Source organism: Opitutia bacterium, assembly GCA_016217545.1.
Lineage (GTDB): Bacteria > Verrucomicrobiota > Verrucomicrobiia > Opitutales > Opitutaceae > Didemnitutus.
Genome location: JACRHT010000012.1, coordinates 396,876 through 423,524 on the forward strand (window position 1 = coordinate 396,876; position 26,649 = coordinate 423,524).

A 26,649-nucleotide genomic window follows, 5' to 3' on the forward strand; every position below is an offset into this window, starting at 1 on the left:
TCGTCTTCCCCACCCCGTTTCCCCGCGCGTCTCGCCATGAGCACCGCTTCCTCTTCTCCGGCGCCGTCCCGCGGCCAAGCCGGCCAGTTTCGCTGGGCGATCTGCGGCCTGCTCTTCTTCTCCGTCGCGATCAATTACGTCGACCGCAACATCATCGGCATCCTGAAGGGGCCGCTGAGCCAGGAACTCGGCTGGAGCGAGACCGACTACGCGCACATCGCCTCGGCCTTCCAGTTCGCCTACGCGTTCGGCTATCTGCTGGGCGGGCGTCTGATGGACAAGATCGGCATCCGCCGCGGCCTGCCGCTGGCGGTGGCGGTGTGGAGCGTCGCGGCCGCGGCGCACGGCCTGTGCGCGCTGCTGCCGCTCGGCGAATCGTTCACGCTCAGCCTGCCGTGGAAGAGCGCGGGCGTCGCGGCGTCGCTCGTGCTGCCGTTCACCGTGCTCGGCTTCATGAGCGCGCGCGTCGTGCTCGGCCTCGCGGAGGGCGGCAATTTTCCCGGCGCGATCAAGGCCGTCGCGGAGTGGTTTCCGCAACGCGAGCGCGCACTGGCGACGGGGCTCTTCAACGCCGGCTCGAACATCGGCGCGATCATCTGCCCGTTCGCCGTGCCGCGCATGTATGCGGCGTGGGGCTGGCCAATCACGTTCTACGTCACCGGTGCGCTGGGCTTCGTCTGGTTGATCGCGTGGTGGTGGCTCTACGAAAACCCCGAGACGCACCCGCGGCTCTCCGAGGCGGAGCGCGCCTATATTCGCGATGGGCAACCGGCCGAACCGGTCGCCATCGCGACGCAAGCACCGGAGAAGATCGGCTGGCTCGCCCTGCTCCGCCATCGCGCCACGTGGGCCTACATCGCGATGAGCATCCTCGCCGGACCGGTCTGGACGATCTACATGTTCTTCCTGCCGGACTTCCTGCAAAAGCGCTACCAGCTGCCGCTGGTGGCGGTCGGCAACTGGACGGCGGTGTTCTATTTCGTGGCGTCGTTCGGCGGCATCGCCGGCGGCTGGCTCGCCGGGCACTTCCTCGCTCGCGGCTGGACCGTGAACGCCGCACGCAAGGTCGCGATGCTGCTCTGCGCCGTGGCGGTGCTTCCCATCTACCTCGCGCCGTATGTCTCGAGCGTGTGGCTGACCGTGCTCATCGTCGGCCTTGCCGGCTCGGCGCACCAAGGCTGGTCGGCCAACCAGTTCAGCTTCGCCTCGGACACGATGCCGAAGGCGGCCGTCAGCTCGCTCGTCGGCCTCGGCGGCTTCATCGCGTATTTCACCGGCGGCTTTACCGCCGAGATCATCGGCGTCGTGCTGAAACACACCGGCAGCTACGCGTCGATCTTCGCCGTCGCTTCGGTGATGTATGTGTCCGCGCTGCTCGTGATGCACTTGCTCGTGCCGCGCATCGGACAAAAGTGATGACCGTGCTTTCCGCGCTCGTCGTTCCGCTCCTCATGACGCTCACCCCGGCCCCTTCCCCGTCCGCCCCGGCCGCCGCAATCGCGCCGTGGTCCGCCGACCGCCGTGACGGCACCTACCAGAATCCCGTGCTCTACGCGGACTACTCGGACCCCGACGCGATTCGTGTCGGCGACGACTATTGGATGACCTCGTCGAGCTTCGGCCACGTGCCCGGCCTGCCGATCCTCCACTCGCGCGACCTGGTCAACTGGACACTCGTCAACCACGCGCTCCCCGCGCTCGTGCCGCGCGAGCACTTCGCCACGCCGCGCCACGGTGCCGGAGTTTGGGCGCCCGCGCTGCGGTTTCACGACGGCAAGTTCTGGATCTTTTATCCCGACCCGGACTTCGGTCTCTACGTCATCACCGCCGAGGATCCGCGCGGCGCGTGGTCCGAACCGATTCTCGTCAAAGCCGGCAAAGGCCTCATCGACCCGTGCCCGCTGTGGGACGACGATGGCCAAGCTTACCTGATCCATGGCTGGGCGAAGAGCCGCGCCGGCATCAACAACCAACTCACGCTCCACCGCCTCGCGCCCGATGGCACGCGCGTGCTCGACGACGGCAAGGTCATCATCGACGCCAACCAGCTCCCCGGCTGGCGCACGCTTGAAGGCCCCAAACTCTACAAGCGCGACGGCACCTACTACGTCTTCGCGCCCGCCGGCGGCGTCACCGAAGGCTACCAAGCCGTCTTCCGCGCCAAGAATATCTGGGGACCCTACGAAAACCGCATCGCGCTCGAGCAAGGCGCCACGCCCGTCAACGGCCCGCACCAAGGCGCTTGGGTCGACACGCCGCAAGGCGAGCACTGGTTCTTCCATTTTCAAGAGCTGCCCGCCTACGGCCGCGTCGTGCACTTGCAGCCGATGCGCTGGCGCGCGGACGGCTGGCCCGCGATGGGCGAAGCGGCCGACAGCGATCACGGCAAGAGCCAGCCCGTGCTCCACCACGCCAAACCCACGCTCCCGCCGCAGCCGCTCGCCGTGCCGCCGACGTCCGACGACTTCGCCGCGCCCGCGCTCGGCCTCCAATGGCAATGGCAGGCCAATCCGCGCTCCGAGTGGTTCTCGCTCACCGCACAGCCGGGCTCGCTGCGCCTGCGCTGCATCGCGACGCCGAGCGCCGACTCGCACTGGCAGACGTCGCAGCTGCTGCTACAGAAATTTCCCGCGCCGGATTTCACCGCGACGACCGTCCTCCGCATCTTGACCAAGGAAGAGGGCGATTGCGCCGGCCTGATGGTTTTCGGCTACGACTACGCCTGGCTCGGCCGCGTCCGCCGCGGAAAATCCAGCGTGCTCGTGCTGCGCGAATGCCACGGCGCGCAAAAAGGCGGACGCGAGACTGAGATCGCCAGCGCGGATCCCGAAACCACGCCCGTCTGGCTGCGCGTCACCATCGCGCCCGGCGCACGTTGCCAATTTTCCTACAGCGTGGACGGCGAAAAATTCACGCCGATCGGCGGCGAGTTCCAGGCGTCCTCGAGCCAATGGGTCGGTGCGAAAGTCGGCCTCTTCGCCGCCGCGCGCCCGGGCGTGACGAGCAAGGGTTTCGCGGAATTCGACTCGTTCACCGTCTCGCGCTGACGCGACGAGAGGGCGCTTGAGGGCAAGCGCCCCTACCGCACTTTGCGGGCCCGCGGATTGCACGCCGAGATTGCGGGCTTGAACGCGCGCGCCTGCGGCGTGAACTTGCCTCGCGTTTCCGCCCTGTCGGATACGTCTGCGTTCCCATGCCTCCGGAAGCCACCTTGGAAGACGTCGCCCAACGCGCGGGAGTCCACCGCTCGACGGTCTCCCTCGCGCTGCGCAACAGCCCGCGCATCCGCCCCGAGGTCCGCGCGCGCATCCAGGCCATCGCGAAGGAAATCGGCTACCGCGTGAACCCGCTCGTCGCGACGCTCATGCGCTCGCGCCGCTCCGGCCATGCGATCAAGCACGTCTGCCTCGCCTACGTGACGAACTATCCCACGCGTTACGGCTGGCGGCCGGAGCACCACGATCGCCCGGACTTTTTTCCCGGCGCGCAGCAACGCGCGGAGGAACTCGGCTACAAGCTCGAACACTTCTGGCTCGCCGAGCCGGGCATGACGCCGGCGCGCATGAGCGACATCCTCAGCCGCCGCGCCATCACCGGCGTGCTGCTCGGCCGCTTACCACCGGGACAGTCGACGCTCGAATTGTGCTGGGACCGCTTTTCCGCCGTGGCGCTCGGTTACACGTTGCGCTCGCCGGAGCTGCATCACGTGGCCGAGGACCCGTTTTCCGGCATCACGCAAATCGTCGAGCAATGCCTCGCGCGCGGCTACGAGCGTCTCGGGTTCGCCGTGGTCGACGTCGACGACAGCCCGAGCTGGGGCGACCGTCTCGTCGGCGCATTCCTGCGCGCGCAATCCCGATTGCCGCGCGCGAACCACATCCCGCCGTGCGACTTCGATCCCGGCCCGGCGTTTCGCGAGAAGTTCCTCGCGTGGGTGAAGAAATGGAAACCCGACGCGATCGTGAGCACGCGCGGCCAGCCGACGTTCAACTGGCTGCGCGAAGCCGGCTACTCCGTGCCGCGCGACGTCGGCTTGGCGACGATGATCAACAACCATCCCGAGCACGGCATTTCCGGCATCTACAACGACCCGCGCAACCTCGGCGCGCTCGCGACCGAGATGGTGGTCGGCATGCTGCACCGCGGTGAAACGGGTCTGCCCGCCGAACCGCACTTCGTGCTGTCGCCCGGCCGCTGGCTCGACGCCGGCACGTTGCGCGCGCCGGTGAAGTGAGCGCGGCGCGCGCCGCACCTAAATTCAGGCGCTTTCGCCGTTCGCGCGATGGACGCGGCGCCGCTAGGCTGCGGGCGTGTCTCCCGGACGGCGCAGGAGACGCGCACACCTTCCACGCGCCGCAACCCACGTCCCCACGTCCATGCCCCCCAAAGCCAAGTCCGCCAAAGCCACGCCCAAAGCCAAAGCCGCCGCCAAGCCGGCAAAAGCGAAAGCCTCCAGCCTCGCCGTCGCCGCCGCCGGCTTCCCCGTCAACCAGTCCGTCATCATCCCGGGTGCGGGCAACGGCAACATCGGCCTGTATTTCTACAGCGGCACGACGCTCTCGATCAACTACCAGCCCAACGGAAACAGCCAGGTGTTCTTCGGCCAGAACTACATCACGCCCACCACGCCGCTGCCGGCGGGCGTGTCGACCTTCCCGGCCCAACCCGGTTTCAACATGACTTGGTCCTCCTCGGGCGGCGGATTCAAATTGGTCTGGGGCGTCAGCTGAGGCCGCGCGCCCGCCGCCGCTTCATGGCCCATCGCCCGCGCCTCTTCGGCGCGGGCTTTTCGTTTCAGGGGTTGACCGTCACGCGCAGCGTCGCGGCGACGCGACCTTTGTCGTCCTTCGCGTTGATGCGGAATTCGTAGGTGCGGCCGCGGGGCAGCGTGACCTCGATCGACCACTGCTGCTCGCTGTCGCGGTGCACCATCGCGGGAATTTCCTGCGTGGGCGCGTCCGCCGAGTCGTAGCGACAAATGGCCTCGAGCGTCTCGATGACGGCGTTGTCGGCCAGCGCGGCGACTTCGAGAACGATGCGGTAGCGCCACTGCCCGTAGGGCTCGGCGCGGCTCGCGAGGTGGCGCAGCACCGGCGCGCCCTCGGGCATGTCCGAGCGGGGACCATCGATCTTCGTCACCGTCGTGCTCGCCTGCGCGACCATGCGCTCCTTCAGCGGCGCGGGCACGTGCACGCCCTCGGGGCGGAGCGGCGTGGCGTTGTAGACGAGGTTGTAGCCGGTCGCGAAAACGGGCGTGTAGCCGAGGAGGTCGGCCGCGCCATCGCCGTCGAAATCGCCGGCGAGGAACACGCGTTGCTCGGGAAAATCGTTGCCGGTCGCGAGGCGGGGCCAAACCGGATTCCGGCTGAAGCGCCGGTAGTCCGCGCCGAGATAAGTGCGCAGGCCGTTGCGGCCGCCGATGCCGATGTCGAGGCGGCCATCGTGGTTGAAATCCGCCACCACCACCGACGCCGTGCCGAGTCCGAGGCCGAACTCGCTAGCGACGAGCTCCCACGGATCCTCCCAGCCCGCGCGGCCCGAGGCGCCGAAAACCACGCGGATGCGGTCGCCGCGCTCGACGTCGTTGTCGGTCAGGATCAGGTCGTCGCGCCCGTCGCGGTCGAGATCGGCCACGATCACGTCGCGCGCGAAGTCGTCACGGCCGCCGACCGGCCAGAGGAACGGTTTGGTCGCGCCGTGTTGGTTAAAGAACATCCACGCGCCGGTGCAGCGGCCTTTGTCCTCGGTGGTCACCGCGATGTCGGCGAAACCGTCCCCGTCGAAATCGCCGGCAGCGAGCCGCGTGATGCGGTCGAACTTCACGGTGTAGGCGTCGCCCATCGGCGTGACGCCGCTCTGCGCGACTTGGAGGAGGCGGAAGCGGTTGTAGCCCTCGACCACGGCCACGCCCCAGCCGAGCGCGCCGGTGAAGAAGCGGCCGGTGGCGGCGGCGCGCAGCGGCTCCGTGGAGCGATAGGGTTTGAGCGCGGGCACGAAACTGCCGTTGGCCGAGCCGAAAAACACCTGGAGAATCGGGCCGGCGGCGACGACGAGGTCGCTCTCGCCGTCGTGGTTGAGATCGCCGGCGACCAGCACCTCGGGCGTGAAGCCGTCGAGGCTGGATAGGTCGAGCGTGGCCGTGGACTTGAAGCCCTTCAGGTTGTCGCGGCCGTAGAGCACGATGCCGTTCTCGATCGCGGCGAAACCGCGGACGCGATTGCCGGAGTGCAGCAGCACCGCGCGCACGGGCGGCTGCGCGGTGGCGATGCCCGCGGTGGGGCCGAAGGCGAATTGCGGCACCGGCAGCGTCGCGGTGTTGAAGCGCACGGGCGCGTCCGGCGCGGTGCGGGGCAGTTGCTCGAGCCACGCGGTGGCGACGACGGCGTCGCGCGCCGGGCGCGGCAACTCGAGCGCGCGCGGCAACGGCTCCGGGAGCGGCGTGGCGGCGGTTTCAGCCGTTTCCGGCGCGGCCTTTTCCGGCTCGTTCTTCGGTGGCTCGACGCGAGGACGCGCGCTGCGGATGCGGTCGTTTTCCACCCACTCGTCGAACGCCTCGTCGGCGCCTTCGTAAGCCACGAATGCCCGCGACGGCTCGGCCCGCAACACCACGGCGCGGTGGCCGGCGCCAGCCTTGTCGACAATGACGCGGGTGCCGGCTTGCCAGAGCGCCTCGGCGGCGACGGCGGCGGAATGGGCGACGAGCGCGGAAATCGCGGCGAGCAGAAGACGCGACGTGGGGACGCGGGGAATCATCGCGGGCGACTGTGTGCTTTGGCCAAACCGGGGGCGACGAAAAACTAAGGGAAAACCCCTGTTTTTGACCGGGACCGATCAGGCACCGGCGCGCACCGCGCGAAATTCTCCCAGGCCATTTCCGGAATCCGTCTTCAACCACTCGCCGCGTCGCGCCCATGTCTTTGCTCCGACTGATCCGCCTCTGTCTTCTTTTCGCCACCCTCGCCGCCAGCGCCCGCGCCCAGGTGGTGCTTTCGGATTTCGAAACCGGTTTGGACGGCTGGCTCCCTTACACGGCCGGCACCCACGACGCCGCCGTATCGGTCTCCTGGAACGCCACCACGGGCGTCGGTGGCAGCGGGGCGTTGGTGCTGAACGATCCGGGCACGGGTGCGGACGACTACTTCGTCGCGCCCGTCAAATTCCTCGGCGACAAATCCAGCTACTACGGCGGCACGCTCAGCTTCGCCTTGGAGCTCACGCTGTCGGCAGTGAGCGGTCTGCCGGAAAATCTCCTGCTGACGGGCGGCGGACTGACGATCGCGGCGGCGCTCTCGCCCACACCGACCACCGGCGGCTTCACCTCCTACAGCCTTTCGCTCGTCGAAACCTCCGGCTGGCACCTCGCCGGCACCGCAACCGCACCGACCCAAATCCAGATGCAGTCCATCCTGGGCAATCTGACCGAATTCTGCCTGCTCGGCGATTGGGGCAACGGCGCCGAGGCTGCGCGGCTCGACAACGTCCGCCTCGCGGCCGTGCCGGAACCGAGCACGCTGCTGCTCCTCGCCGCCGGTGGCGCGTTGATCGGGCTCGTGCGCCGGCGGCAATCGCGCGCGTAGGGCACCGACGCGGCGTCACGCTCCGGTCAACTCGTCGTAGATCGTCCCGAGATTGCCGGGCAAGCGGCTGTTTTGCGCGGCGTGGTAGTCGGGGAAAGCATCGAGGTTTTGCCGCGTGACGATCTCGGCCTTCGATTTGCCCGCTTTGATTTCGGCCGCAACGTGCGCGATCAGCGCATCGAGGAAAGCGGCCATCGCGAGCACGTCGGCCTTCGTGCCGGTGACGCCGAACTTCGGGTTGCCATGCCCGAAGATGTAGATCGCGTCGGCCGGATAATGCGCGGCGAGCTGCGGCAACACGTCGCGCCAGTGCTGCATCTTGCAGCCATCGACCTTCGGCGTGACGGGATAGAGGCGGTTGAAGACGAGGTCGCCGGTGTGCACGACATTGGCCTTCTCGAAATAGACCGCGATGTCGCCGCCGGTGTGCGACGGGCCGAAGAACTTCGCGCTCACGACCTCGTCGCCCACGTTCATGCGCCACGTGTCCGCGAAGAGCGTATCGGGAATCGTCGGCTCGCCCATCTGCGGGCTGCGTGCCGCGGCGGCTTTCTGGAGCGCGGGCACGGCTTCGTGCGCGACGAGTTTCTTCGCGGCGGGGCGCAGCGTGGCATTGCCGCCGGTGTGATCCCAGTGGTGGTGCGTGTCGACGACCGCGTCGAGCATGCGGCCGTTGCGGGCGGGCAGACCTTCGAGGAATTTCGCCGCCGTCTCCGCGAACTGCGTGTCGACCGCGACCAGCGCGTCCTTGTTGGAGAGCCAGCCGATCGTGCCGCCGCGACCGGTGAAGGTGCCGACGCCGCGGCGCAGGTCCTTGAATTCCACCTTCACGGGCGGCGGCGGCGCGGCGGGTTGCGGCGCGGGTGCCGGAGTCGCAGGGGTGGCGGTCTGTCCAAACAGCGAGCCTCTCGCGAGAAAGCCGAGCGAGACGGCCGCGGAAGTCGTGACAAGGAAGTCGCGGCGATTCATGGGCCGGAACTTAGCCGTGCTGCGTTCTCGCGCCAGTCCGTTCTCCCGTTCCGGCCGGCGCCTTGATCGCGCCCCGCGACCCAATTTGCCGTAATACGGTAAATCGCCGCCGCCTCGTCCGGCCCCTGGCCCCCGGCCCTCCCCGACCCCTGGCCCTAAGCTCCCCGCTCCCATCTCCCCGCCCCTGAACTTTCCTGTAACCTCCGCCGCCGCGCGCGGTATTCCCCGCTGCACACCTGCCATGCCTACGCCACCCGATGCCCGTTCCCGCCACAACCGCCGAAATCCAGGTTCCCTCCGACGCGACCATCGTTAGTTTCGCCGCCCACGTGGAAGCCTCCGATCACGAACTCATGATTGCCGTTCGCGCGGGCGACGTCGCGCAACTCGGGCAGCTCTTTGAACGCTACCAACAGCGGCTCTACGCCTTCTTCGTGCGCATGACGAACCAGCCGGCCGTCAGCGAGGACCTCGTCCAAGTCGTCTTCTACCGCATCCTGAAATACCGCCACACCTACCGCGACGAAGGCAAATTCACCGCCTGGATCTACCACCTCGCGCGCAAGGTCGCCGCCGATCACTTCCGCAAGCACGCCAAGGCCGCCACCGCCACCGACCCGGCCGATCTCCACGAGCATCCGGACGACGACGCCGTCTCGCCCGACCTCTCCGCCGCGACGAGCGACGACCTTGCCATCCTCCGCACCGCCCTCGCCCGCCTGCCGCTCGAACACCGCGAAGTCCTCGTCCTCTCCCGCCTCCAAAACGTCGAACACAAGGAGATCGCCCGCCTCTGCGACTGCTCCGTCGGCGCCGTCAAGGTCCGCGTCCACCGCGCGCTCAAGGAGCTGCGCGACGTCTACTTCAAACTCCGCCGCGACCAGGCCGCCTGACCGCCCAACCGCTGACCGACTCTCAACTCTCAGCTCCCGACTCTCAACTTTTCCGTTCCGCCCGCCATGAACTGCTCCCGCGTCACCGAACTCTTCATCGACTACCAGGACGGCTCGCTGCCGCCCGATGAAGCGGCGCAGATGCGCGCCCACCTCGCCTCCTGCCCCACCTGCCAGCGCGAATGGTCCGCCCTCCAGGAAATCACCCGCAAGCTCGACCAACTCCCGCAACCCGAGCCCTCCGCCCGCCTCCGCGAGAATTTCTACGCCATGCTCGAGACGCACCAGCGCGACGCCGATGCGCCGAGTCCGTTCGCCCTCGCGAAGAGCCGCCTCGACCGCTTCTTCGAAGCCATCCTCCCCGCGCAACCCGCGCTGCAATTCGCCTTCGCCCTCGCGCTGCTCGCCACCGGCATCTTCGCCGGCGCCCGCTGGCTGCAAAAGCCCGCCGTCGTCATCCCCGCGACCGACGAAGCCGCGAAACGCGAGATCGCCGACCTCCGCAAACAGGTCGACGGCATGGGCAAACTCGTCGCCGCCTCGCTCCTCCAGCAAAAATCCACCAGCGACCGCCTCCAAACCGTCCTCGCGACGATGGACCTCAAGTCGCCCGACCGCAAAGTCCTCACCGACCTCGTCGGCGCGCTCGCGTTCGACCCCTCCGTCAACGTCCGCCTCTCCGCCGTCGAAGCCCTCGCCCCGCACGCCGAGGACGATGTCGTGCGCGCCGGCCTCCTCGCCGCCCTCCCGCGCGAGAACGCCCCGCTCGTCCAGCTCGCGATGATCGAGCTCCTCGCCAACGTCCGCGAACCCGAGGCCGCGCCGCTCTTCGACCGCCTCGCGCGCGACGAAACCGCCGACAAGAACGTGCGCGACGCCGCCAAGCGCGGCCTCGCCTCCCTGCGCACGCCCGCCACTCCCGCTGACAACAAACCCAACGCTCAAACCTCCGCGCCCGCCGGAAAAACCGTCTGAACGGCGCGCCTCAGCAACCCTCGCAAAAATGAAGAACCCACTCCACCTCCTCCGCTTCGGCGCCGCCTGCGCCGCGCTGGCCCTCTCGGCCGCCGCGCTGCCCGCCGCCGACAACAACACCGACCAAAACACCGTCCGCTCCAAATTCAGCGACCCGGCGAAACCCGGCACCCTCAAAGTCGCGCTGCCTTGGGCCGAGGTCCAAGTCTCCGGCACCGACGGCAGCGAAATCGTCGTCACCTCCTCGCTCGAGCAAAAGGGCAAGAAGGAGGTCGACCAGGACGGCTTCCGCCGCCTCGACGAAGACGTCACCTTCGAGATCACCGAGAAGAACAACGTCGCGACCATCGTCATGACCGGCGAAAATCCCTGGTCCGCCCAAGGCGCCGAGTTCCACGTCCAAGTCCCGCGCAACACCAACCTCGTCCTCCGCACCGAAGCCGGCGGCGACATCAAGGTCGAGAACATCGACGGCGACATCGACATCAACTCGATGAATGGCGAGGTCGCGCTCCTCGACATCGGCGCCTCCGCCGTCGTGAACACCATGAACGGCGAAGTCACCGCCACCTTCAAAAGGGCCCCCGCCAAACCCGTTTCCATCACCTCGATGAACGGCGAAGTCGACGTCCGCCTCCCGGGCGACACCAAGGCGAACCTCCGCATGCGCACGCACAACGGCACCATCCGGACCAACTTCCCCGACAGCATCCTCCAAACCAAAACCGAGAAGACCGCCAGCAAGGGCTACGCCTATGGCTTCGGCCCGACGCGCGAGCAGGCGCGTGAACTCGCCCGCAACGCCGAGCGCCTCGCCCGCGAACAAGCCAAGCTCGCTCGCGCCGCCGCCGGAGTGCAGGAGTCGGACGACGACGACAAGGAAGCCCCGGAAGCTCCGGCCGCCCCCGCCGCCGTGGCCGCGGCCACACCGGCCGCCGCGCCTGAAGCGCCGACGCCGCACGACAAACATCAGTCCTACAAGGCGCACTCCACGCAGCTCAAAGATCTCCCGCCCGAAGAGCAGGCCCGCGTCCGCTCCGAGATCGATCGCGCCATGCGCGCCGTCGCCGCCATCCCGACATCGGTCTTCAACGGCGCCACCGGCCCCGTCGGCAAGTCCATCGTCGGCACGCTCAACGGAGGCGGCGTCGACATCCAGCTCTCCACCATGAACGGCACGATCACGCTCCGGCAGTCCAAGTGAGCGTCTGACATCGGGTAATTTCCTACCCAAGAACCGGGGACGTCCGCGTCCCCGGTTCTTTGTTTTGGTTGGTCGCGAAGCGTGGCGCTTCGCATCCTCGCGACCGCGTTGCACGGGCCGCTGACGCCTGCTCCCATCCGCGATTCCGGGAGAAAAACCTGATGCATCTGACCCTCGAACGAAAGATCGCGGCCGGTTTTGCCGTCGCGCTGGGGCTGCTGTCGGTCGTCGGGGTCGCGACATGGAGCAGCCTGACCCGCTTCGAGCGTGCCTTCGGCATGGTGGAGCACACGCACCTCGTCCTCAACCGCCTCGAGCAGATCCAGGTGCAGGCCCTCGAGATGCAGACCAGCTCCCGCGGCTTCGCCCTGAGCGGCGAACCCGCGTTCCTCGGCCCATTCGACACCGCGATCGCAAAAGCCCGGGAGAACGTCGCGGCCGTCCGCGAACTCACGCGCGACAACCCCGCGCAACAACTCCGCCTCGAACGCCTGCAAGCCCTCGTCGAGCGGGAGATCGCGTCCATGTCGCGCCGCAACGCCGACCGCCGCACGCAGGCCGCCGCCGCCGCGCCCGATCCCGCCGCTCTGCGCGAAGGCGAGCTCGTCATGGACGAGTTGCGCGCGCTCATCCGCGAGATGGAGGAAACCGAAAGCGCCCTGCTCGCCGACCGCGCCATCGCGGCCCGCCACAACGCCAGCCACAGCCGCACCGCGCTGCTTCTCGCCGTCGCGTCCATGTTCGTGCTCGCCCTCGCGGCCGGCACGCGCGTCCAACAGGAATTGGCCGCCCGCAAACGCGCCGACGAGGCGCTCCACCGCTCGCGCGCGCTGTTCGAGACGTTTTTCGAACAATCGACCGACGCCATCGTCGTGGTCGGCGCTGCCGGCCTCATCCTCCGGGTCAACCGTCGCAGCGAAGATCTCTTCGGCTACCCGCGCACCGAGTTGGTCGGCCAACCGCTCGAGGTGCTCATGCCCGACCGGTTCCGGGAGCGCCATCTCGCGCACGTGCAGGGCTTCCAGGCCGCGCCGAAATTCCGCGCGATGGGCGCGGGCCTCGAACTGCTCGCCGCACGCAAGGACGGCACCGAGTTCCCGGTCGACATCATGCTCAACCCGCTCGAAACCGACGACGGCCGCGTCGTGCTCGCCGCCATCCGCGACATCACCGAACGCAAGGCCGCCGCCGCCGAGCTCCAGCGCTCCACCGAGCGCATCCGCGATCTCTACAACCGCGCTCCCTGCGGCTACCACTCGCTCGACGCCGAGGGGATCATCGTCGAGATCAACGACACCGAGCTGGACTGGATCGGCTACACGCGCGACGAGGTCGTCCGCCGGCTGCGGTTCCGCGATCTGCTCTCCCCCGCTGACCAGGAAAAATTCGCGGAAACGTTCCCGCGCTTCAAGGCCACCGGCACGGCCAGCGACATCGAGTTCCAGCTCCGTCGCCGCGACGGCTCGATGTTTCACGTCTCCATCAGCGCCACCGCGCTCTACGACGCGGACGGCCGCTACCTCTCCAGCCGCAGCATCGTCCACAACATCGACGCGCGGCGCGCCGCCGAACAGCGCCTCGCCGCGCTCCATCGCGAACTCCGGGAACACAGCGCCCGGGTCGAGGACGCCAACCGCGAACTCGAAGCCTTCTCCTACTCCGTCTCGCACGATCTCCGCGCCCCGCTGCGCCACCTCGCCGGTTTTTCCACGCTGCTGCTCGAGCGCGAAGGCAGCCGCCTCGACCCCGAGAGTCTCCGCTACGTGCGGACCATCATCGCCTCGGCCCAGCGCATGGGCGAGCTGATCGACGCGCTCCTCGATTTTTCGCGGCTCGTCCGCCTGCCCGTGCAGCGCATGCGCGTGGATTCCCAAGCCCTCGTCGCCGACGTGCTCGCCGAAAAACACTTCGAGGCCGCCGCCGATACCGAGTGGCGCATCGATCCGCTCCCCGCCGTCGAGGCCGACGCCGCGCTCCTGCGCCAAGTGTGGATCAACCTCCTCGGCAACGCGGCCAAATACTCCGCGCCCCGCCGTCCGCCACGCATCCACGTCTCCGCGGAAATCTCGCGCGACGGCCGCGAGGCGATCTTCACGGTGCGCGACAACGGCGTCGGCTTCGATCCGCGCTACGCGGACAAGCTCTTCAAGGTTTTCAGCCGCCTGCACGGCGAGCGCGAGTTTCGCGGCACCGGCATCGGTCTCGCCCTCGTGCAGCGCATCGTCGCGCGCCACGGCGGCCGCGTCTGGGCGGAAAGCGCGCCCGACGCCGGCGCCGCGTTCTTCTTCACCCTGCCCGCCGCTCCCACCCCATGAGAATCCTGCATCTCGACGACGATCCCCTCGACCACGAACTCGTGAAAGTGCTGCTCCAGGCTGAGTGTCCCGAGTGCGAGGTCGTCACCGCGGCCAACCGCACCGAATTCCTCGCCCTGCTCGCCCTGGAGAAATTCGACGTCATCCTCGCCGACTACACCCTGCCGGGCTTCGACGGACTCGAGGCGCTTGAACTCTCGCAGGAGCGCACGCCGGGCACGCCCTTCGTCTTTTTCTCCGGCAGCATCGGCGAAGATCAAGCCATCGCCGCCGTGCGCGCCGGCGCCGCGGACTATGTGATCAAGGACCGCTACCAACGCCTCCCGATGGCGCTGCGCCGCGCCGTCCTCGAAAGCCGCGAGCGCCAGCAGCACCGCGAGACGGAACACTCGCTCCACGCCACGCGCGAGCGCCACCAGCGCTTCATCGAGGACGCGCGCGACGCCATCTTTTCGCTCTCCGATGCCGGCGTGATCACCTCGCTCAACCCTGCCTTCGAAGTCATCACCGGTTGGAAACGCCGCGAGTGGATCGGCCAGCATTTCATCCGCCTCGTCGATCCGCTCGACGTCGAGCGCGCGCGGCGCCGCTTCGCCGAATTGTTGGCCGGCGACCAACCGGGCCTGTTCGAGCTGCGCCTGCGCAAGCCCGAGGGCACCGCCGACGTCGAGTTCACCGTCAACCGCGCGCCCACGCCGGACGGCAGCTTCGAACTCATGGGCATCGGCCGCGACATCACGGAAAAAAAGCGCCTGCAGGAGCAATTTCTCCGCGCCCAGCGCATGGAGAATCTCGGCATGCTCGCCGCCGGCATCGCGCATGATTTCAACAACATCCTCACGCCAATGCTGATGGTTTCGCAGCTGCTGCGCGCGCAATCGACGCCCCAGAACCAGCGGCTGTTCGACACCCTCGAGCAAAGCGCCTCCCGTGGCGCCGCGCTCGTGAAACAGATCCTCTCCTTCGTCCAGGGCGGCACCGACGAGCTGCGCGTCGTGCAACTCAAGCACGTGGCCCGCGACATCGCCGCGATGATCGAGGAGACCTTTCCCCGCCACTTGCGCTTCGAACACACCATCCCGAGCGACCTGTGGCCGGTGCGGGCCCACCCGTCGCAGATGCACCAGATCGTCCTCAACCTGTGCGTCAACGCGCGCGACGCCATGCCCGACGGCGGCATCCTTTCGCTGCGCCTCGCGAACCGGCAGCTCGATGCCGCCGCCGCCAACGCGATGCCCGGCGCGCGGCCCGGCGCATTTCTCGTCATCGAGGTCAGCGACACCGGCACCGGCATCCCGCCCGAAATCCTTCCGCGCATCTGGGAGCCGTTCTTCACCACCAAGGGCCCCGGGCGCGGCACCGGTTTGGGACTCTCCACCGTGCGCGGCATCATCGCGGCGCATCAGGGTTTCTGCACCGTGCACAGCACGCCCGGCCGCGGCACCACGTTCTGCATTTTCCTCCCCGCGGAAATCGCCTCCGCCAACGAGGAGCGCGAAATCGACGTCGCGGACATCCCGCGCGGCAAAGGCGAGGCGATCCTCGTCATCGAGGACGAACTCGAGGTTCGCCAGATCGTCGACACGGTCCTCTCGCAACACGGCTACCGGGTCACCCTGGCGACGGATGGCGCGGAAGCGCTGGCGCTGCTCGCCAGCTCCGCCGCCCCCGCCAATCTGCGGCTGATCGTCACCGACCTGATGATGCCGCGCCTCGGTGGCCGACAGCTCATCGAGTTGATCCGGCGCACCCATCCCGGCGTGCGCGTGCTGGTCATGAGCGGCCTCGCCAGCGGCGAACCCGACCGCGTCGAAGCCGGCGACGCCTTTCTGCTCAAGCCGTTTCGGCCCGAGACGTTGTTGCAGGAAGTGCACGCCTTGCTGATGCGCACCCCGCCGTAAGCGCGCACTTTCTTCGCGTCGGCCTTGCGTAAAAGCAACACGCTGCCTAACTCTCCTCCCGACTCCATGGCCGATATCCTGATCATCGACGACGACGACGTCTTTCGCGACGTCCTCGCCAGCGCGCTCGAGCACTCGGGCCATGTCGTCCGCCAGGCCATCAACGGCGTGGAAGGGCTGCAGAAATTCCATCAGCAACCCGCCGAACTCGTCATCACCGACATCGTGATGCCCGAGAAGGAGGGGCTGGACACCATCCGCGACCTCCGCCGCGAATTCCCGAAGGCGCGCATCATCGCCATGTCGGGCGGCCTCGCGCACGATCCGAAACTCTACCTGCACATGGCGGAGAAATTCGGCGCCCAAGCCGTCCTCGCCAAGCCGTTCGCCCTCGCCGACCTCAAGAAAGTCGTCGACACCGCGCTCGCCAGCTGAGCGGAGCGCGCCCTAGGCGCGGAACATCGCGATGAGTTGCAGGCGGCGCTTCAGGCCGAGTTTGCGATAAACCGCGGTCAGTTGGTTCTTCACCGTCAGGTCGGACTTTCGCAACGCGCGCGCGATTTCCTTGTTCGTCAGTCCGCGCACGACGTGCGACACGACCGCCGCCTCGGCAGGCGTGAGTTTCACCACACCCTCGCCGTCGTGATGCGGATGGCGCATGGTCAACGCAGGGCGGCGATCAACCGCGCACGCGTCGGCTGACCGAGTTTGTGGAGGATGGAGGCAACCTGGTTTTTCACCGTCGGCTCCGCTTTGCCGAGCATGGCCGCGATCTCCTTGTTGCTGTAGCCGGCGCCGAGCAACGCGAGCACGCGACCCTCGGCCTCGGTGAGCAGCAGCGCGGGCTCCGCGGGGAAAAGCTGCCGGTGATTCGTCACCGGCTCCGGCAGCAGGCAATAGCGTTCGGCAACCATGGCTCAGCAGGCAAAAGCCGTAGTGGGCTGAACCGCGAATGGACACGAATGCACACGAATAAAAGGCCGGCTCAGCGCACCGCGCGGCGTCTCGTTCAGACATTCGTGTTCATTCGTGTCCATTCGTGGTTTCATTTCAGTGGTTGTCGCTCAAAGCCCGAGCAGGCGTTTGACCTCGGCCTCTAGTTTTTCGCCGCGCGCCTCGGTCGCCGCGATCTTGCCGTCCTTGCCGAGGAGGAACATCGCGGGAATCGCGTTGATGCCGAATTTCACCGCGTAGTCATTCTTCCACCACTTGCCGTCGAAATACTGCGGCCAGGGCATCTCGTTCTTCGCGGTGAACTCGAGCATCTTCTTCTTCGCGGCCTCGAGCTTCGCGGCGGTCTGCTGCGGCGTGTCGCTCGGACGCGCATTGGGATTTTCCAGCGTGATGCCGACGACCTCGAAGCCCTTGTCGTGATAGGCAGCGTAGACCTTCTTCACGTTCGGCAGCTCGGCGATGCACGGTCCGCACCACGTCGCCCAGAAATCCACGAGCACGACCTTGCCCTTGAGTTTCGCGACGTCGACCTCGCGTCCGTCGGCAGCGGTGAACTTCACGGAGCCGATCTCGGCGGCGGCGACTTTCTGCGCGGCGTCGCGCTTTTCCGCCTCGGCCTTGCGCGCGGTCTCCGCCTTCGCGAGCGCGGCGGCGATCACGGGATTGCCCGCGAGACTCGCCTCAAATTCGGCGGCCGCGGCGGGAAGATTGTAGCGGAGGCGACCGGTATACATCTCGACGATCGGGACGACGCGCTCGTCGGGAAATTTCGCCACCAACCGCTCCACGAGCGGACGGAACGAGGTGACGTCGAATTTTTCGCCCTTCAGGCGCGCGACGGTGCCGGCGTCCGTCAGGAGCGCGTTGAACGCTCCAGCGCGCTGCCGCGGCGTGGCGTCGTCGGCTTCGACCACTTGCTGGAGCAGGCGGACCTGTTCGCTCCGGAACGCGAGGACCTTGGCGTCATCGACGATCAGGTTCGCCCAGTTCGGCTTCTCCGCGAACTCCGGTTTGAAATCCACGATGAACGACGGACCCGTGTAGCTCGCCTGCACCCAGCCTTCGTAGCGGCGCGGATCGGTCGGATATTTTTCACCGAACGCGCGCACCGCGGCGGCGAAATCCTGAAAACTCCTGTCCTGCCAACGGAAGAATTCCTTCGACGGGTGCTCGACGCCCGCCGGCGGATCCGCGCGATAGAGTGTCCACACCGCTTCATAGTCGAGATCGGCGGGCGATTTCGCGACGGCGGGTGCGGCGCTCTCGGTCGCCTGCGCCCGCGCCAGCGGCACGAGCGAGGCACAACCAAGAACACTGACTGCAACAAGACAAAGGGCGTGGAGTTTCATGGAATCGAACGGCGGTTAGAATTTCTTCGTCAGCGAGAGGATGTAACGGCGCAGGCGCGGATCGCCCACGTAGCGCGGCACACCATTCGTGACCTCCGCGTCCTCATTGAAGGCGTTCTTGATCGTCACGGTGATTTTCGAGCCGCTGAACGCGCGCTCCCACCAGATCTTCGAGCTGGCGGAGAAGCGGTCGCCGTAACCGAAGTTATAGGAGACCTGCGGGTTCACCTCGGTGTATTCGGGATAGGGAATGCTGCCGATGCCCTGGATGTAATAGGCCGCTTGCTGATTCACGGTCACGCCAGCGTCCCACGGCCCGCGGCCCCAGAACGCCGTGAGCGTGGTCTTGCGCGGCTGGTGGCCAAACGCGGACGTCGGCGTCGCCGCCGGCGTGGCCTTCTCCCACGTCACGTTCGGATCGGAGAGCGAGGCGCTGATCGACAAGCGACCGAAGTCGAAGGTGCGGTCGTAGCTCACGCGGTAGTCCCAGCCCTTGGTCGTGACGCCGGCGAGGTTGATGTTGCTGGCGTCCCAGCCGAGCTCGCCCTGGGCGGCGGTCTTGATCGTGCCGCCGGTGTAACCCAGCGCGCGATCCGCATCGGTGAGCGGATTGCGGAAAACGCGTTCCGGGAAGTAGTGCAGCAGCGTTTGCAGGCTCGTGGAACCGGAGCGCTCCGTGAAGCTGAAGTCGTAGTAGTCGACCGACACCGAGAGGCCCTTGAACCATTGGCCGGGCACATCGATCACGATGCCGACGTTGCGCGAAACGGATTCTTCGGGATGCAACGCCGGATTGCCGCCGCTGCGCGTGAGATAATCGGTGCGAGGAATGAGCGTGTTGCCGCGCGCGGGATCCACGGTCGTGCTGGTGCTGCGGACGGTCGTCGGGAGTTCAGTAACGGGCGCCAGCAGGTCGTAGAGGCGGACGGGTTTGAAGCCTTCGGAGCGCGACGCGCGGATCGCGATCCATTTCACCGGCCGGTAGAAAGCGCGATAGGTCGGCGTGACCGCGGAACCGATGTCCGAATAATCCGACGCGCGCCACGCGCCGCCGATTTCGAGGCGGTCGACGAGCAGGAGGTGCTGCGCGTCGGAGAGGAGCGGGATGCTCACTTCGCCGAAGGCGGCGGTGAGGTCGCGCTTGAAGGGCTTCGTCAGCACATAGGTGGGCGTCGAGGCGTTTTGCTCGCGCCAGAATTTCACTTTCTCGGTGCTGGCCTCCGCGCCAACGGCGATGTGCCACTCGCCCGCCCAGCCTTTCCAGACGGGACCGTCGGCCATGACGCTATATTGATAGTTGTCGGACGTGTCCTTGTGGTCGTTGACCGGCAACAACGCCTCGAGCACGCCGGCCGCGTTCGGGTTGGCGACCTTGGAGCTGTCGTAGGCGAGGACCGGCTTGTTGGCGCTGGCCATCGCGGCGCTGAGGAGTCCGAAATTGAAACCCGAAGCGGTGAGCGCGTCGTCCGACACGATGTTGCGGGCAAAGGACGCGCTGGCGTCGTAGCGCCAGTTCTCGAGGAAGCTGCCGCGGACGCCGAGCGTGAGGGCTTGGTTCTCCTGCGCGGAGATCGTGCGCGAACGCGGCAGATCGACGAAGACCTTCTGAAGATAGAGCGCCTGGTTGAACGGATTGCCGGGATATCCCGCCGGCAACTGCGTCGTCAGAGTCGGGTAACCGCCGATGTAATCGTAGCGGAACTTGCTCGCGCGGCCCTCGAAGTAGAGGTTCGCCCAGGAGGTGAGTTCATAGTCGGCCTTGAACACGGCGCTCAGGCGCGTGTTGGTGCCGATCGTGTAGGCCGACGGACCCGCATCGAAGGGCGCCGGAATGGTCGTCGTGTAGGCGGCATTGGCAGCCGTCGTGCCGGTGGAACCGGCCGGGATCGCGACCACGTGCGTGTTCAAGCCGGTGATGAACGGACTGCTCGCGGTGTATTGCCACCACTGGGTCGAGAGCGTGCCCGGTCCGCTGGCGGGATTGAACAGGAAGTTGGAGTTCGCGTCGCCGAACTTGCGCGTGTCGTAGGTGCTGGTCCACCAGCGGTCCTGCCCCAGCAGCGCATTCTGGTCCTCGGCGGACAGCGTGATGAAGGTGCTGAGCTTCCCCGTGCGATAGCCGGCGGTGAGGCTGACGATCGTGTTGGCCGCGTCGGTGCTGAACGTGTTGTCGTAAGTCACCCGCAGCTCCGCGCCGCGGAAATTTTTCTTCAGGATGACGTTCACGACGCCCGCGATGGCCTCGGCGCCGTAGATCGCGCCCGCACCCTGGGGCAGCACCTCGATGCGCTCGATGGCGGAGATCGGAATGCCATCGACGGAAAAGTCCTCGCGGCCGCCGGCGCCGCCGGGGGCTTCCTGGCCGGTGTGCGGAATGCGCCGACCGTCGACGAGCACGAGCGTCGAATTGCCGCCGACACCGCGCAAGTTGAACGACGTGCCGACCGTCTGCGCGGGCGACGTGCCGCTGTTCTGCATGTTGTCGTTGTAGCCGATCGAGCCGCCGAGTTGCGGCACCGCCCAACGAATGTCGGCGAGTCGCGTCACGCCGCGACGCTCGAGTTCGATTTGCGGGATCGAAAGCACGGGCAAGGCGCCCTGCTCCTGACCGAGAGTGCGGATGCGCGTGCCGGTGACCTCGAACTCTTGCAGCTGGAACGTCTTCGAGTCATCGTCCGCGGTCTTCTTTTCTTCGACGGGAATCTTCTTCGCCGGCTCTTCCGCGGGTCCGGATTTTGGCGCGGTTTGGGCGAAAGCAAACACGGGCAGCGCCAACCAGCAGAGCGCCCGGGTGAAACGAGAGGTGTGTAGGTTCATAGTGTGTGAGCGACGGGGTGCGGCGACCTTTCAGCCGCCTGCGTGCCCGCACAAACTAACTTAGGTTAATAAACGTCCGCCTCTCGTCATACGTCGGGATTGAGACTCGCCGCGCTGGCCCGGCCCGTGCTCCGCTGCGCGCGTTGAGTCACGCCTCTTCCAGTCATAATCTCGGCCTCCTTCCTGCCGGCGCCGGCCAGGGCGCATTGCTCAATCTGCATCGCGCGCTCGAATTCAACGAATTGTGGAGCGCCCTGCAGGGACTGCTCGAGGAACTCGTCCCGCACGACACGCTCGTGATGTCGGTCAACTACCTCGACTGGAAGAAGGAGACCTCGACCAAGCGCTTCTCCTCCGCGCGCTCCCGCTTCCCGCACGACGAGCACGCCAACCAGCTCGTCGCCGCGGAGGGTCGCGCTTTCTTCCAGCCGTTTCTCGATCTCAACCACGGCATCGCCGCCTACCAGCACAGCCAGCTCGTCGCCGATCCGCGCCAAATCGATCGCACACCTTACTACCGGCGCTACATGTCGACCTACGACTGGCGCTACTCGGCGCACCTGCTCTTCTGGCACGGCCGCGGCGTCGAGACGTCGTTCGCCCTGCGCCGCCGGGCGGACCAAGGCGATTTCACACCGCATGAGATGGGTGTGCTGAACGCGGTGCATCCGCATATCAAGGTCGCCTTCGACCGCATGAAGATCTTCGAACAGGAGCGCCAGCGCCGGCGTCTGCTCGAAGGCTTCTATCGCGCCAAGCCCGACGCGGTCCTCTTCCTCGACTGGAATCTCGAGCCGATCTACGTCTCGCAGGACGCTCTCGCCCTTTGCGCCGTCTGGAATCTCGGCCACGAGCGCGCCCGCAACTACACGCCGCAGGCCGTGTTCGCGATCCCCGAGGAAATCCGCGCCGCGTGCGACGAGCTCCGGCGCGAATGGCAGACGCGACCGGGTGGATCGCTGCCCGTCGAGGGCAACGCGCCCACCCGCCACATTCTCTCCCATCAGCCCGGACACGAGGCATTGATCGCGTTGCGTCCGGAAAAAAACGGCACGCTCACCAAACCCGTCTTCGTCGTGCGCCTGCGGATGAGCGAGGCGGTCGCCGCCACCAGCACCCTGCCGGCGTCCTCGTCCGACCGCCTGCTGCACCAGCTTTCCCCGAGCGAACGCGAACTCGCCCAGCTCGTCTGCGCCGGCCTGACCAACAAGGAAATCGCCGCCCAACTCAAGAAGACCGAAGGCAGCGTGAAGGTGCAGCTCAGCGGCGTGTTCCAGAAGCTGCGCGTCAACAGCCGCGCCAAGCTCATCATCGCGCTCCGCGGCTGAGCGCCACGGCCGACTGCTGCGGAGTTGCGCACCCCGGGGGCGTTTGCTCCACTCCGCGCGTGTCCATTGAACCGACCCTGCCGGACGGCGATCCCGTCGCCGACACCGTAGCCGCCGACCAACTCGCCGCGCATGCCGCCGAGCCGCGCGGCCATGCGCACGGCCCGATCCACACGCATTGCGAAAACTGCGGCACCGAGCTCAAGGGCCCCTTCTGCCACGCCTGCGGCCAGCACGACTTCGAATTTCATCGCTCGTTCGGGCACGTGTTCCTCGAGGCATTGGAGAACTTCCTCCATTTCGACGCGAAATTCTTCCGCAACATCATCACGCTGCTCTTCCGCCCCGGCCAGCTCACTGCGGACTTCAATGCCGGCAAGCGCGCGTCGCAGATGCCGCCGTTCCGGCTCTATCTGTTCACCGCGTTCGTATTTTTCATCCTGCTCTTCGCGACGAGCGGCAAGGACTTCGATGCCGTGAGCGTCGGCCCGGGAGATGGAAGACCCCAAGGCCTCACCTTCTCCGGCGCGCCGCCCAAGCTGGCCGGCTTGACCGTCGACGGCAAGCCCGCCACCGCCGCGCAAGCTTTCGACGCGATCGCCGAGAGCCAAGCCAAACAGGCCGCGGAGAAACACAACGCGAACAAGCCCCGCGAAGGCGCCACCGATCCCGTGCCAGAGGCGAGCGCCCGCAAGCCGGAGGTTAAAGCCAAGGAGCCGAATCGCCCGCACCTCAGCGTCGTGAGCATCGACAAGCCCGAGAAGGACAAAAACGTCTTCGAACGCTTCATCGAGCACCAGGGCCAGCGCGCACTCGAACCCGAATTCCGCAAGGAGATGAGCCACTCCTTCCTCGCCGCGCTGCCCAAGATGCTCCTCTTCTGCCTGCCGCTCTTCGCGCTCTACACTCGCGTGCTCTTCCGCAAATCGGGCCAAGTCTACCTCCAGCACCTCGTCGGCGCGATCCACTACCACACCTTCATCTATCTCTGGGTGATGTTCCGCGACGGCTGGGCTTTTCTGGGACAGTTCGCGCACGTGGGCGGCCTCATCGCCTTCGCCGCCAACCTCTGGCTCATACTCTATCCGTTCTTCATGCTGCGGCGCCTCTACGGCAATTCGTGGAAGCTCACGATTTTCAAGACGGCGCTCCTCTCGCTCGCCTATCTGCTCACGATCGCCGTCGGCTTCTTCACCACCGCCGTCGTGCTGTTCCTCATGCTCTGAACGGCGCCGGCGGCCTGAAGCGAGGCGCGACCGCAATCCGCCGCGTCCATCGCCTCTCCCGCGCCGTTCGCCGTGTCGCCTGCGTCGCGCCACCGCGCAGTTGCCTCGCCCGCCGCGCTCGCGAAACTGGCCGCGCCGATGAAAGCCCTCCGACTCGTCGCCCCGCATCGCCCGGTCGAACTCCACGACGTCTCCCCGCCCACGCCCGGCCCCGACGACGTGCTGATCCGCGTCCACGCCGCCGGCATCTGCCACTCCGACGCGCACTATCGGAACGGCATCGCCAATTTCGACGGCCTCCTGCCGCTCACCCTCGGCCACGAAGTCGCCGGCACCGTCGCCGAACTCGGCGCCAACATCCGCTCGCTCGCTCGCGGCCAGCGCGTCTGCGTGCACTACCTCGCCACCTGCGGCACGTGCGCGTGGTGCGCGGGCGGACACGAGCAATTCTGCGGCACCGGCAAAATGATCGGCCGCCACCGCGACGGCGGCATGGCGGAATTCATCGTCATGCCCGCCGCGAGCGTGTTTCCGTTGCCCGACGAAATCTCCTTCGCTCACGGCGCCGTGATGATGTGCTCGTCGGCCACCGCGCTCCACGCGCTGCGCAAGGCCCGCCTCGCGCCCGGCGAGACCGTGGCGATCTTCGGCATCGGCGGTCTCGGAGCCTCCGCCGTGCAACTCGCGCGCGCCCTCGGCGCCGGCCGCGTCTTCGCCGTCGACCTCAACGCCGACAAACTCGCCCTCGCCGAACGCTTCGGCGCCACGCCCGTGAGCGCCCGCACGAGCGACCCCGTCGCCGAGATCCGCCGCGCCACCGGCGGCCGCGGCGTCGACGTCGCGCTCGAACTCGTCGGCCTGCCGCAAACCATCCAGCAATCCGTCCGCGTCCTCGGCAAACTCGGCCGCGCCGCGCTCGCCGGCCTCACGCGCGCTCCGCTTGGCGTCGACCCTTACCACGAGGTTATCAATCAGGAGGCCGAGATCATCGGCGTCTCCGATCACCTCGCCACGGAAATCCCCGACCTGCTCCGCTTCGCCGCCGATGGCCGCCTGCAACTCGACCCCATCGTCACGCGTCGCGTCGCGCTCGACGCCGCCGCCATCAACTCCGTCCTCGACGACCTCGACCGTTTCGGCAGCGCCGCGCGCACCGTCATCGAGATCGCCTGACGTGTAGCCAGCGCGCGACCTCCGGGCGCGGGTCACTTCTGCTCACGAATACCATCCGCATTCGCCCGCCGTCTGGCGCGGCAACGCCGGTAGGGTCGGACCGCTGGGCCGACCGCGAACGTCTCCACGGCGCGCCCAGCGGTCGCGCCCTACCTCGATCCAAACCGCTCGAACCATCGGCCCTGTAGCGGCAACCTATCCCGCCTGCGCCGACGCACAGTTTGACCGCCGCGCGTGTCCCGCTACCGTCGCACTCCCTCTTTCCCTCGCGTGAAAAAATCCTCCGCCCACACCGCCACGAAGTCCGCTCCGCCCGCCGCCGCTCCCGCCGGCAACGCCACCGCGCCGCTCCCGCTCTTCAACTGGCTGCGCTCCCGCGGCGCCGGCGTGCTCCTCCACCCGACCGCGCTGCCCGGCGCCCAAGGCGTCGGCGTGTTCGACGCCCACGCGCTGCGCTTCCTCGATTTTCTCCAGCAAGCCGGCGTGAAATACTGGCAGCTCTGCCCGCTCGGCCCGACCGGCTACGGCGACTCGCCCTACGCCTGCTTTTCCGCCTTCGCCGGCAATCCGCACCTCATCGACCTCGCCGCGCTCGTGCCGCACGACCTGCTCGACGAGGCCGACCTCGCGCCGCTGCGCACGTTGCCGACCGACCGCGTCGATTTCGGCGCGCTGCATGAGAAGAAGCGTCCGCTGCTCGCACGCGCCTATCGTAATTTCATGGAGCGCGAAGTCGCCGCGCCCTACGGCGAGTTCGAGGCCTTCAAGCACCGCCACGCCTCCTGGCTGATGCCCTACGCTTACTTCACCGCGCTGAAGGACCACTTCAACGGCGCGTCGTGGACCGAGTGGCCCGTCGAGCTGCGCGACTACGCCTCCGCGCAAAAATCCGACCTGCGCGCGCTGCTCGAGGAGCCGATCGAGCGCTGCTGCTTCGCCCAATACCTCTTCTTCGGTCAATGGCACCTCATCCGCACCGAGGCGCGCGCGCGCGGCATCGAGATCGTCGGCGACCTGCCGATCTTCGTCGCGCTCGACTCCTCCGACGCGTGGTCGAACCCGGGCCTCTTCGAACTCGATCCGCAAACCAAGCGCCCGATCGCCGTCGCCGGCGTGCCGCCGGATTATTTCTCCGCCGACGGACAGCTCTGGGGCAATCCGCTCTACCGCTGGGAAGCGCACCGCGCGGAAAATTACCGCTGGTGGATTGAGCGCATGCGCGCCGCGTTCGAGCTCTACGACATCGTGCGCATCGATCACTTCCGCGGCTTCGACACCTACTGGCGCATCCCGCTGCCCGCGACGAACGCGCGCGTCGGCGAGTGGCGCCAGGGCCCCGGCCTCGAGCTCTTCCGTGCGTTTCACCGCGAATTTCCCGACGCGCGCATCATCGCCGAGGATCTCGGCGACCTCACGCCCAGCGTGCGCGACCTCCTCGCGCAGACCGGCCTGCCCGGCATGCTCGTGCTGCAATTCGCCTTCGGCGGCGACGCGACCAACAGCTACCTGCCGCACAACGCGACGCCGAACAGCGTCATCTATCCCGGCACGCACGACAACGACACCACGCTCGGCTGGTATCGCACCGCAAGCGAGCACGAGCGCGACTACGTGCGCCGCTACTTCCGCGTTTCCGGCCAGGAAGTCGCGTGGGATTTCCTCCGCGCCGCCTACGCGAGCGCGTCGCGCCTCGCCGTGATTCCACTGCAGGACGTGCTCTCGCTCGAAAGCGCCGCGCGCTTCAACACGCCCGGAAAACCTGAGGGCAACTGGCAGTGGCGCTACCGCGCGGCCGATCTCGAAAAACTTTTTGGCGGCACCACGAACTATCTGCGCGACCTCGCGCAGCTCTACGGACGCTGATTTTTTCGCGCGGAGAAATTTTCACGCCGCGTCGCACCGCGCGTCACACGGAATATTTTCCGTGCATCTTGCGCGCGCGCTCGTTAGGAATTTTCCATGGCAAAG

21 protein-coding genes are annotated in these 26,649 nt (G+C 67.3%); 15 read left to right on the forward strand and 6 right to left on the reverse strand.

Annotation, left to right across the window (positions count from 1 at the left end):
* Positions 1-36 precede the first annotated feature (36 nt).
* The 4 genes from HZA32_08655 to HZA32_08670 all read left to right on the forward strand — a co-directional run bounded on the left by HZA32_08655 (position 37) and on the right by HZA32_08670 (position 4,730).
* On the forward strand, positions 37-1,416 hold the full coding sequence (locus HZA32_08655) for an MFS transporter (protein MBI5424146.1): 1,380 nt from the start codon (positions 37-39) through the stop codon (positions 1,414-1,416).
* Between the two features lie 35 nt (positions 1,417-1,451).
* Positions 1,452-3,047: a glycoside hydrolase 43 family protein gene (locus HZA32_08660; GenBank protein MBI5424147.1), complete on the forward strand. Its 1,596-nt coding sequence runs from the start codon at positions 1,452-1,454 to the stop codon at positions 3,045-3,047.
* A 146-nt stretch (positions 3,048-3,193) separates the two neighbouring features.
* The gene (locus HZA32_08665) at positions 3,194-4,234 is read left to right on the forward strand and encodes a LacI family DNA-binding transcriptional regulator (protein ID MBI5424148.1); all 1,041 of its coding nucleotides are present in this window, start codon (positions 3,194-3,196) and stop codon (positions 4,232-4,234) included.
* Between the two features lie 142 nt (positions 4,235-4,376).
* The gene (locus tag HZA32_08670; protein MBI5424149.1) at positions 4,377-4,730 is read left to right on the forward strand and encodes a hypothetical protein; all 354 of its coding nucleotides are present in this window, start codon (positions 4,377-4,379) and stop codon (positions 4,728-4,730) included.
* Positions 4,731-4,794: 64 nt separating this feature from the next.
* Here HZA32_08670 and HZA32_08675 read toward each other — a convergent pair whose 3' ends face one another.
* Complete coding sequence (locus HZA32_08675; protein MBI5424150.1) at positions 4,795-6,753, reverse strand: VCBS repeat-containing protein; 1,959 nt, start codon at positions 6,751-6,753, stop codon at positions 4,795-4,797.
* Between the two features lie 158 nt (positions 6,754-6,911).
* Between HZA32_08675 and HZA32_08680 the strand changes: the two genes are divergently transcribed.
* Complete coding sequence (locus HZA32_08680; protein ID MBI5424151.1) at positions 6,912-7,577, forward strand: PEP-CTERM sorting domain-containing protein; 666 nt, start codon at positions 6,912-6,914, stop codon at positions 7,575-7,577.
* Positions 7,578-7,592: 15 nt separating this feature from the next.
* Here HZA32_08680 and HZA32_08685 read toward each other — a convergent pair whose 3' ends face one another.
* Positions 7,593-8,546 carry an MBL fold metallo-hydrolase gene (locus HZA32_08685; GenBank protein ID MBI5424152.1) on the reverse strand — a complete coding sequence of 318 codons (954 nt, stop codon included), beginning with the start codon at positions 8,544-8,546 and terminating at the stop codon, positions 7,593-7,595.
* A 257-nt stretch (positions 8,547-8,803) separates the two neighbouring features.
* Here HZA32_08685 and HZA32_08690 point away from each other — a divergent pair, with 257 nt between their 5' ends.
* From HZA32_08690 to HZA32_08715, 6 genes are all read left to right on the forward strand, one after another.
* A complete protein-coding gene (locus tag HZA32_08690; GenBank protein MBI5424153.1) occupies positions 8,804-9,439 on the forward strand; it encodes an RNA polymerase sigma factor in 636 nt (211 codons plus the stop codon).
* 66 nt (positions 9,440-9,505) lie between these two features.
* Positions 9,506-10,414 (forward strand): zf-HC2 domain-containing protein, encoded by a 909-nt coding sequence (locus tag HZA32_08695; GenBank protein MBI5424154.1) that lies wholly within the window; start codon positions 9,506-9,508, stop codon positions 10,412-10,414.
* Positions 10,415-10,442: 28 nt separating this feature from the next.
* Complete coding sequence (locus tag HZA32_08700) at positions 10,443-11,618, forward strand: DUF4097 family beta strand repeat protein (GenBank protein ID MBI5424155.1); 1,176 nt, start codon at positions 10,443-10,445, stop codon at positions 11,616-11,618.
* A gap of 161 nt (positions 11,619-11,779) precedes the next feature.
* On the forward strand, positions 11,780-13,933 hold the full coding sequence (locus HZA32_08705) for a PAS domain S-box protein (GenBank protein MBI5424156.1): 2,154 nt from the start codon (positions 11,780-11,782) through the stop codon (positions 13,931-13,933).
* The gene (locus tag HZA32_08710) at positions 13,930-15,834 is read left to right on the forward strand and encodes a response regulator (protein MBI5424157.1); all 1,905 of its coding nucleotides are present in this window, start codon (positions 13,930-13,932) and stop codon (positions 15,832-15,834) included. The genes HZA32_08705 and HZA32_08710 overlap by 4 nt, the downstream gene beginning before the upstream one ends.
* A gap of 66 nt (positions 15,835-15,900) precedes the next feature.
* Positions 15,901-16,269, forward strand: coding sequence for a response regulator (locus HZA32_08715; GenBank protein ID MBI5424158.1), 369 nt, complete (start codon positions 15,901-15,903; stop codon positions 16,267-16,269).
* Positions 16,270-16,281: 12 nt separating this feature from the next.
* On the opposite strand, the gene HZA32_08720 is transcribed toward HZA32_08715, so the two are convergent.
* From HZA32_08720 to HZA32_08735, 4 genes are all read right to left on the reverse strand, one after another.
* Positions 16,282-16,494, reverse strand: coding sequence for a helix-turn-helix transcriptional regulator (locus HZA32_08720; protein ID MBI5424159.1), 213 nt, complete (start codon positions 16,492-16,494; stop codon positions 16,282-16,284).
* A 2-nt stretch (positions 16,495-16,496) separates the two neighbouring features.
* On the reverse strand, positions 16,497-16,748 hold the full coding sequence (locus HZA32_08725) for a response regulator transcription factor (protein ID MBI5424160.1): 252 nt from the start codon (positions 16,746-16,748) through the stop codon (positions 16,497-16,499).
* A gap of 150 nt (positions 16,749-16,898) precedes the next feature.
* A complete protein-coding gene (locus HZA32_08730; protein ID MBI5424161.1) occupies positions 16,899-17,522 on the reverse strand; it encodes a TlpA family protein disulfide reductase in 624 nt (207 codons plus the stop codon).
* A 630-nt stretch (positions 17,523-18,152) separates the two neighbouring features.
* Entirely contained in the window at positions 18,153-20,954 is a 2,802-nt protein-coding gene (locus HZA32_08735) for a TonB-dependent receptor plug domain-containing protein (GenBank protein MBI5424162.1), read from the reverse strand.
* Between the two features lie 143 nt (positions 20,955-21,097).
* On the opposite strand from HZA32_08735, the gene HZA32_08740 reads away from it, so the two are divergent.
* The 4 genes from HZA32_08740 to malQ all read left to right on the forward strand — a co-directional run bounded on the left by HZA32_08740 (position 21,098) and on the right by malQ (position 26,544).
* Positions 21,098-22,282, forward strand: a complete 1,185-nt coding sequence (locus tag HZA32_08740) for a response regulator transcription factor (protein MBI5424163.1) — start codon at positions 21,098-21,100, stop codon at positions 22,280-22,282.
* A gap of 59 nt (positions 22,283-22,341) precedes the next feature.
* A complete protein-coding gene (locus HZA32_08745; GenBank protein MBI5424164.1) occupies positions 22,342-23,508 on the forward strand; it encodes a DUF3667 domain-containing protein in 1,167 nt (388 codons plus the stop codon).
* 138 nt (positions 23,509-23,646) lie between these two features.
* Complete coding sequence (locus HZA32_08750) at positions 23,647-24,681, forward strand: zinc-binding dehydrogenase (protein MBI5424165.1); 1,035 nt, start codon at positions 23,647-23,649, stop codon at positions 24,679-24,681.
* A 270-nt stretch (positions 24,682-24,951) separates the two neighbouring features.
* Positions 24,952-26,544, forward strand: coding sequence for a 4-alpha-glucanotransferase (malQ, locus tag HZA32_08755; GenBank protein ID MBI5424166.1), 1,593 nt, complete (start codon positions 24,952-24,954; stop codon positions 26,542-26,544).
* Positions 26,545-26,649: the final 105 nt, after the last annotated feature.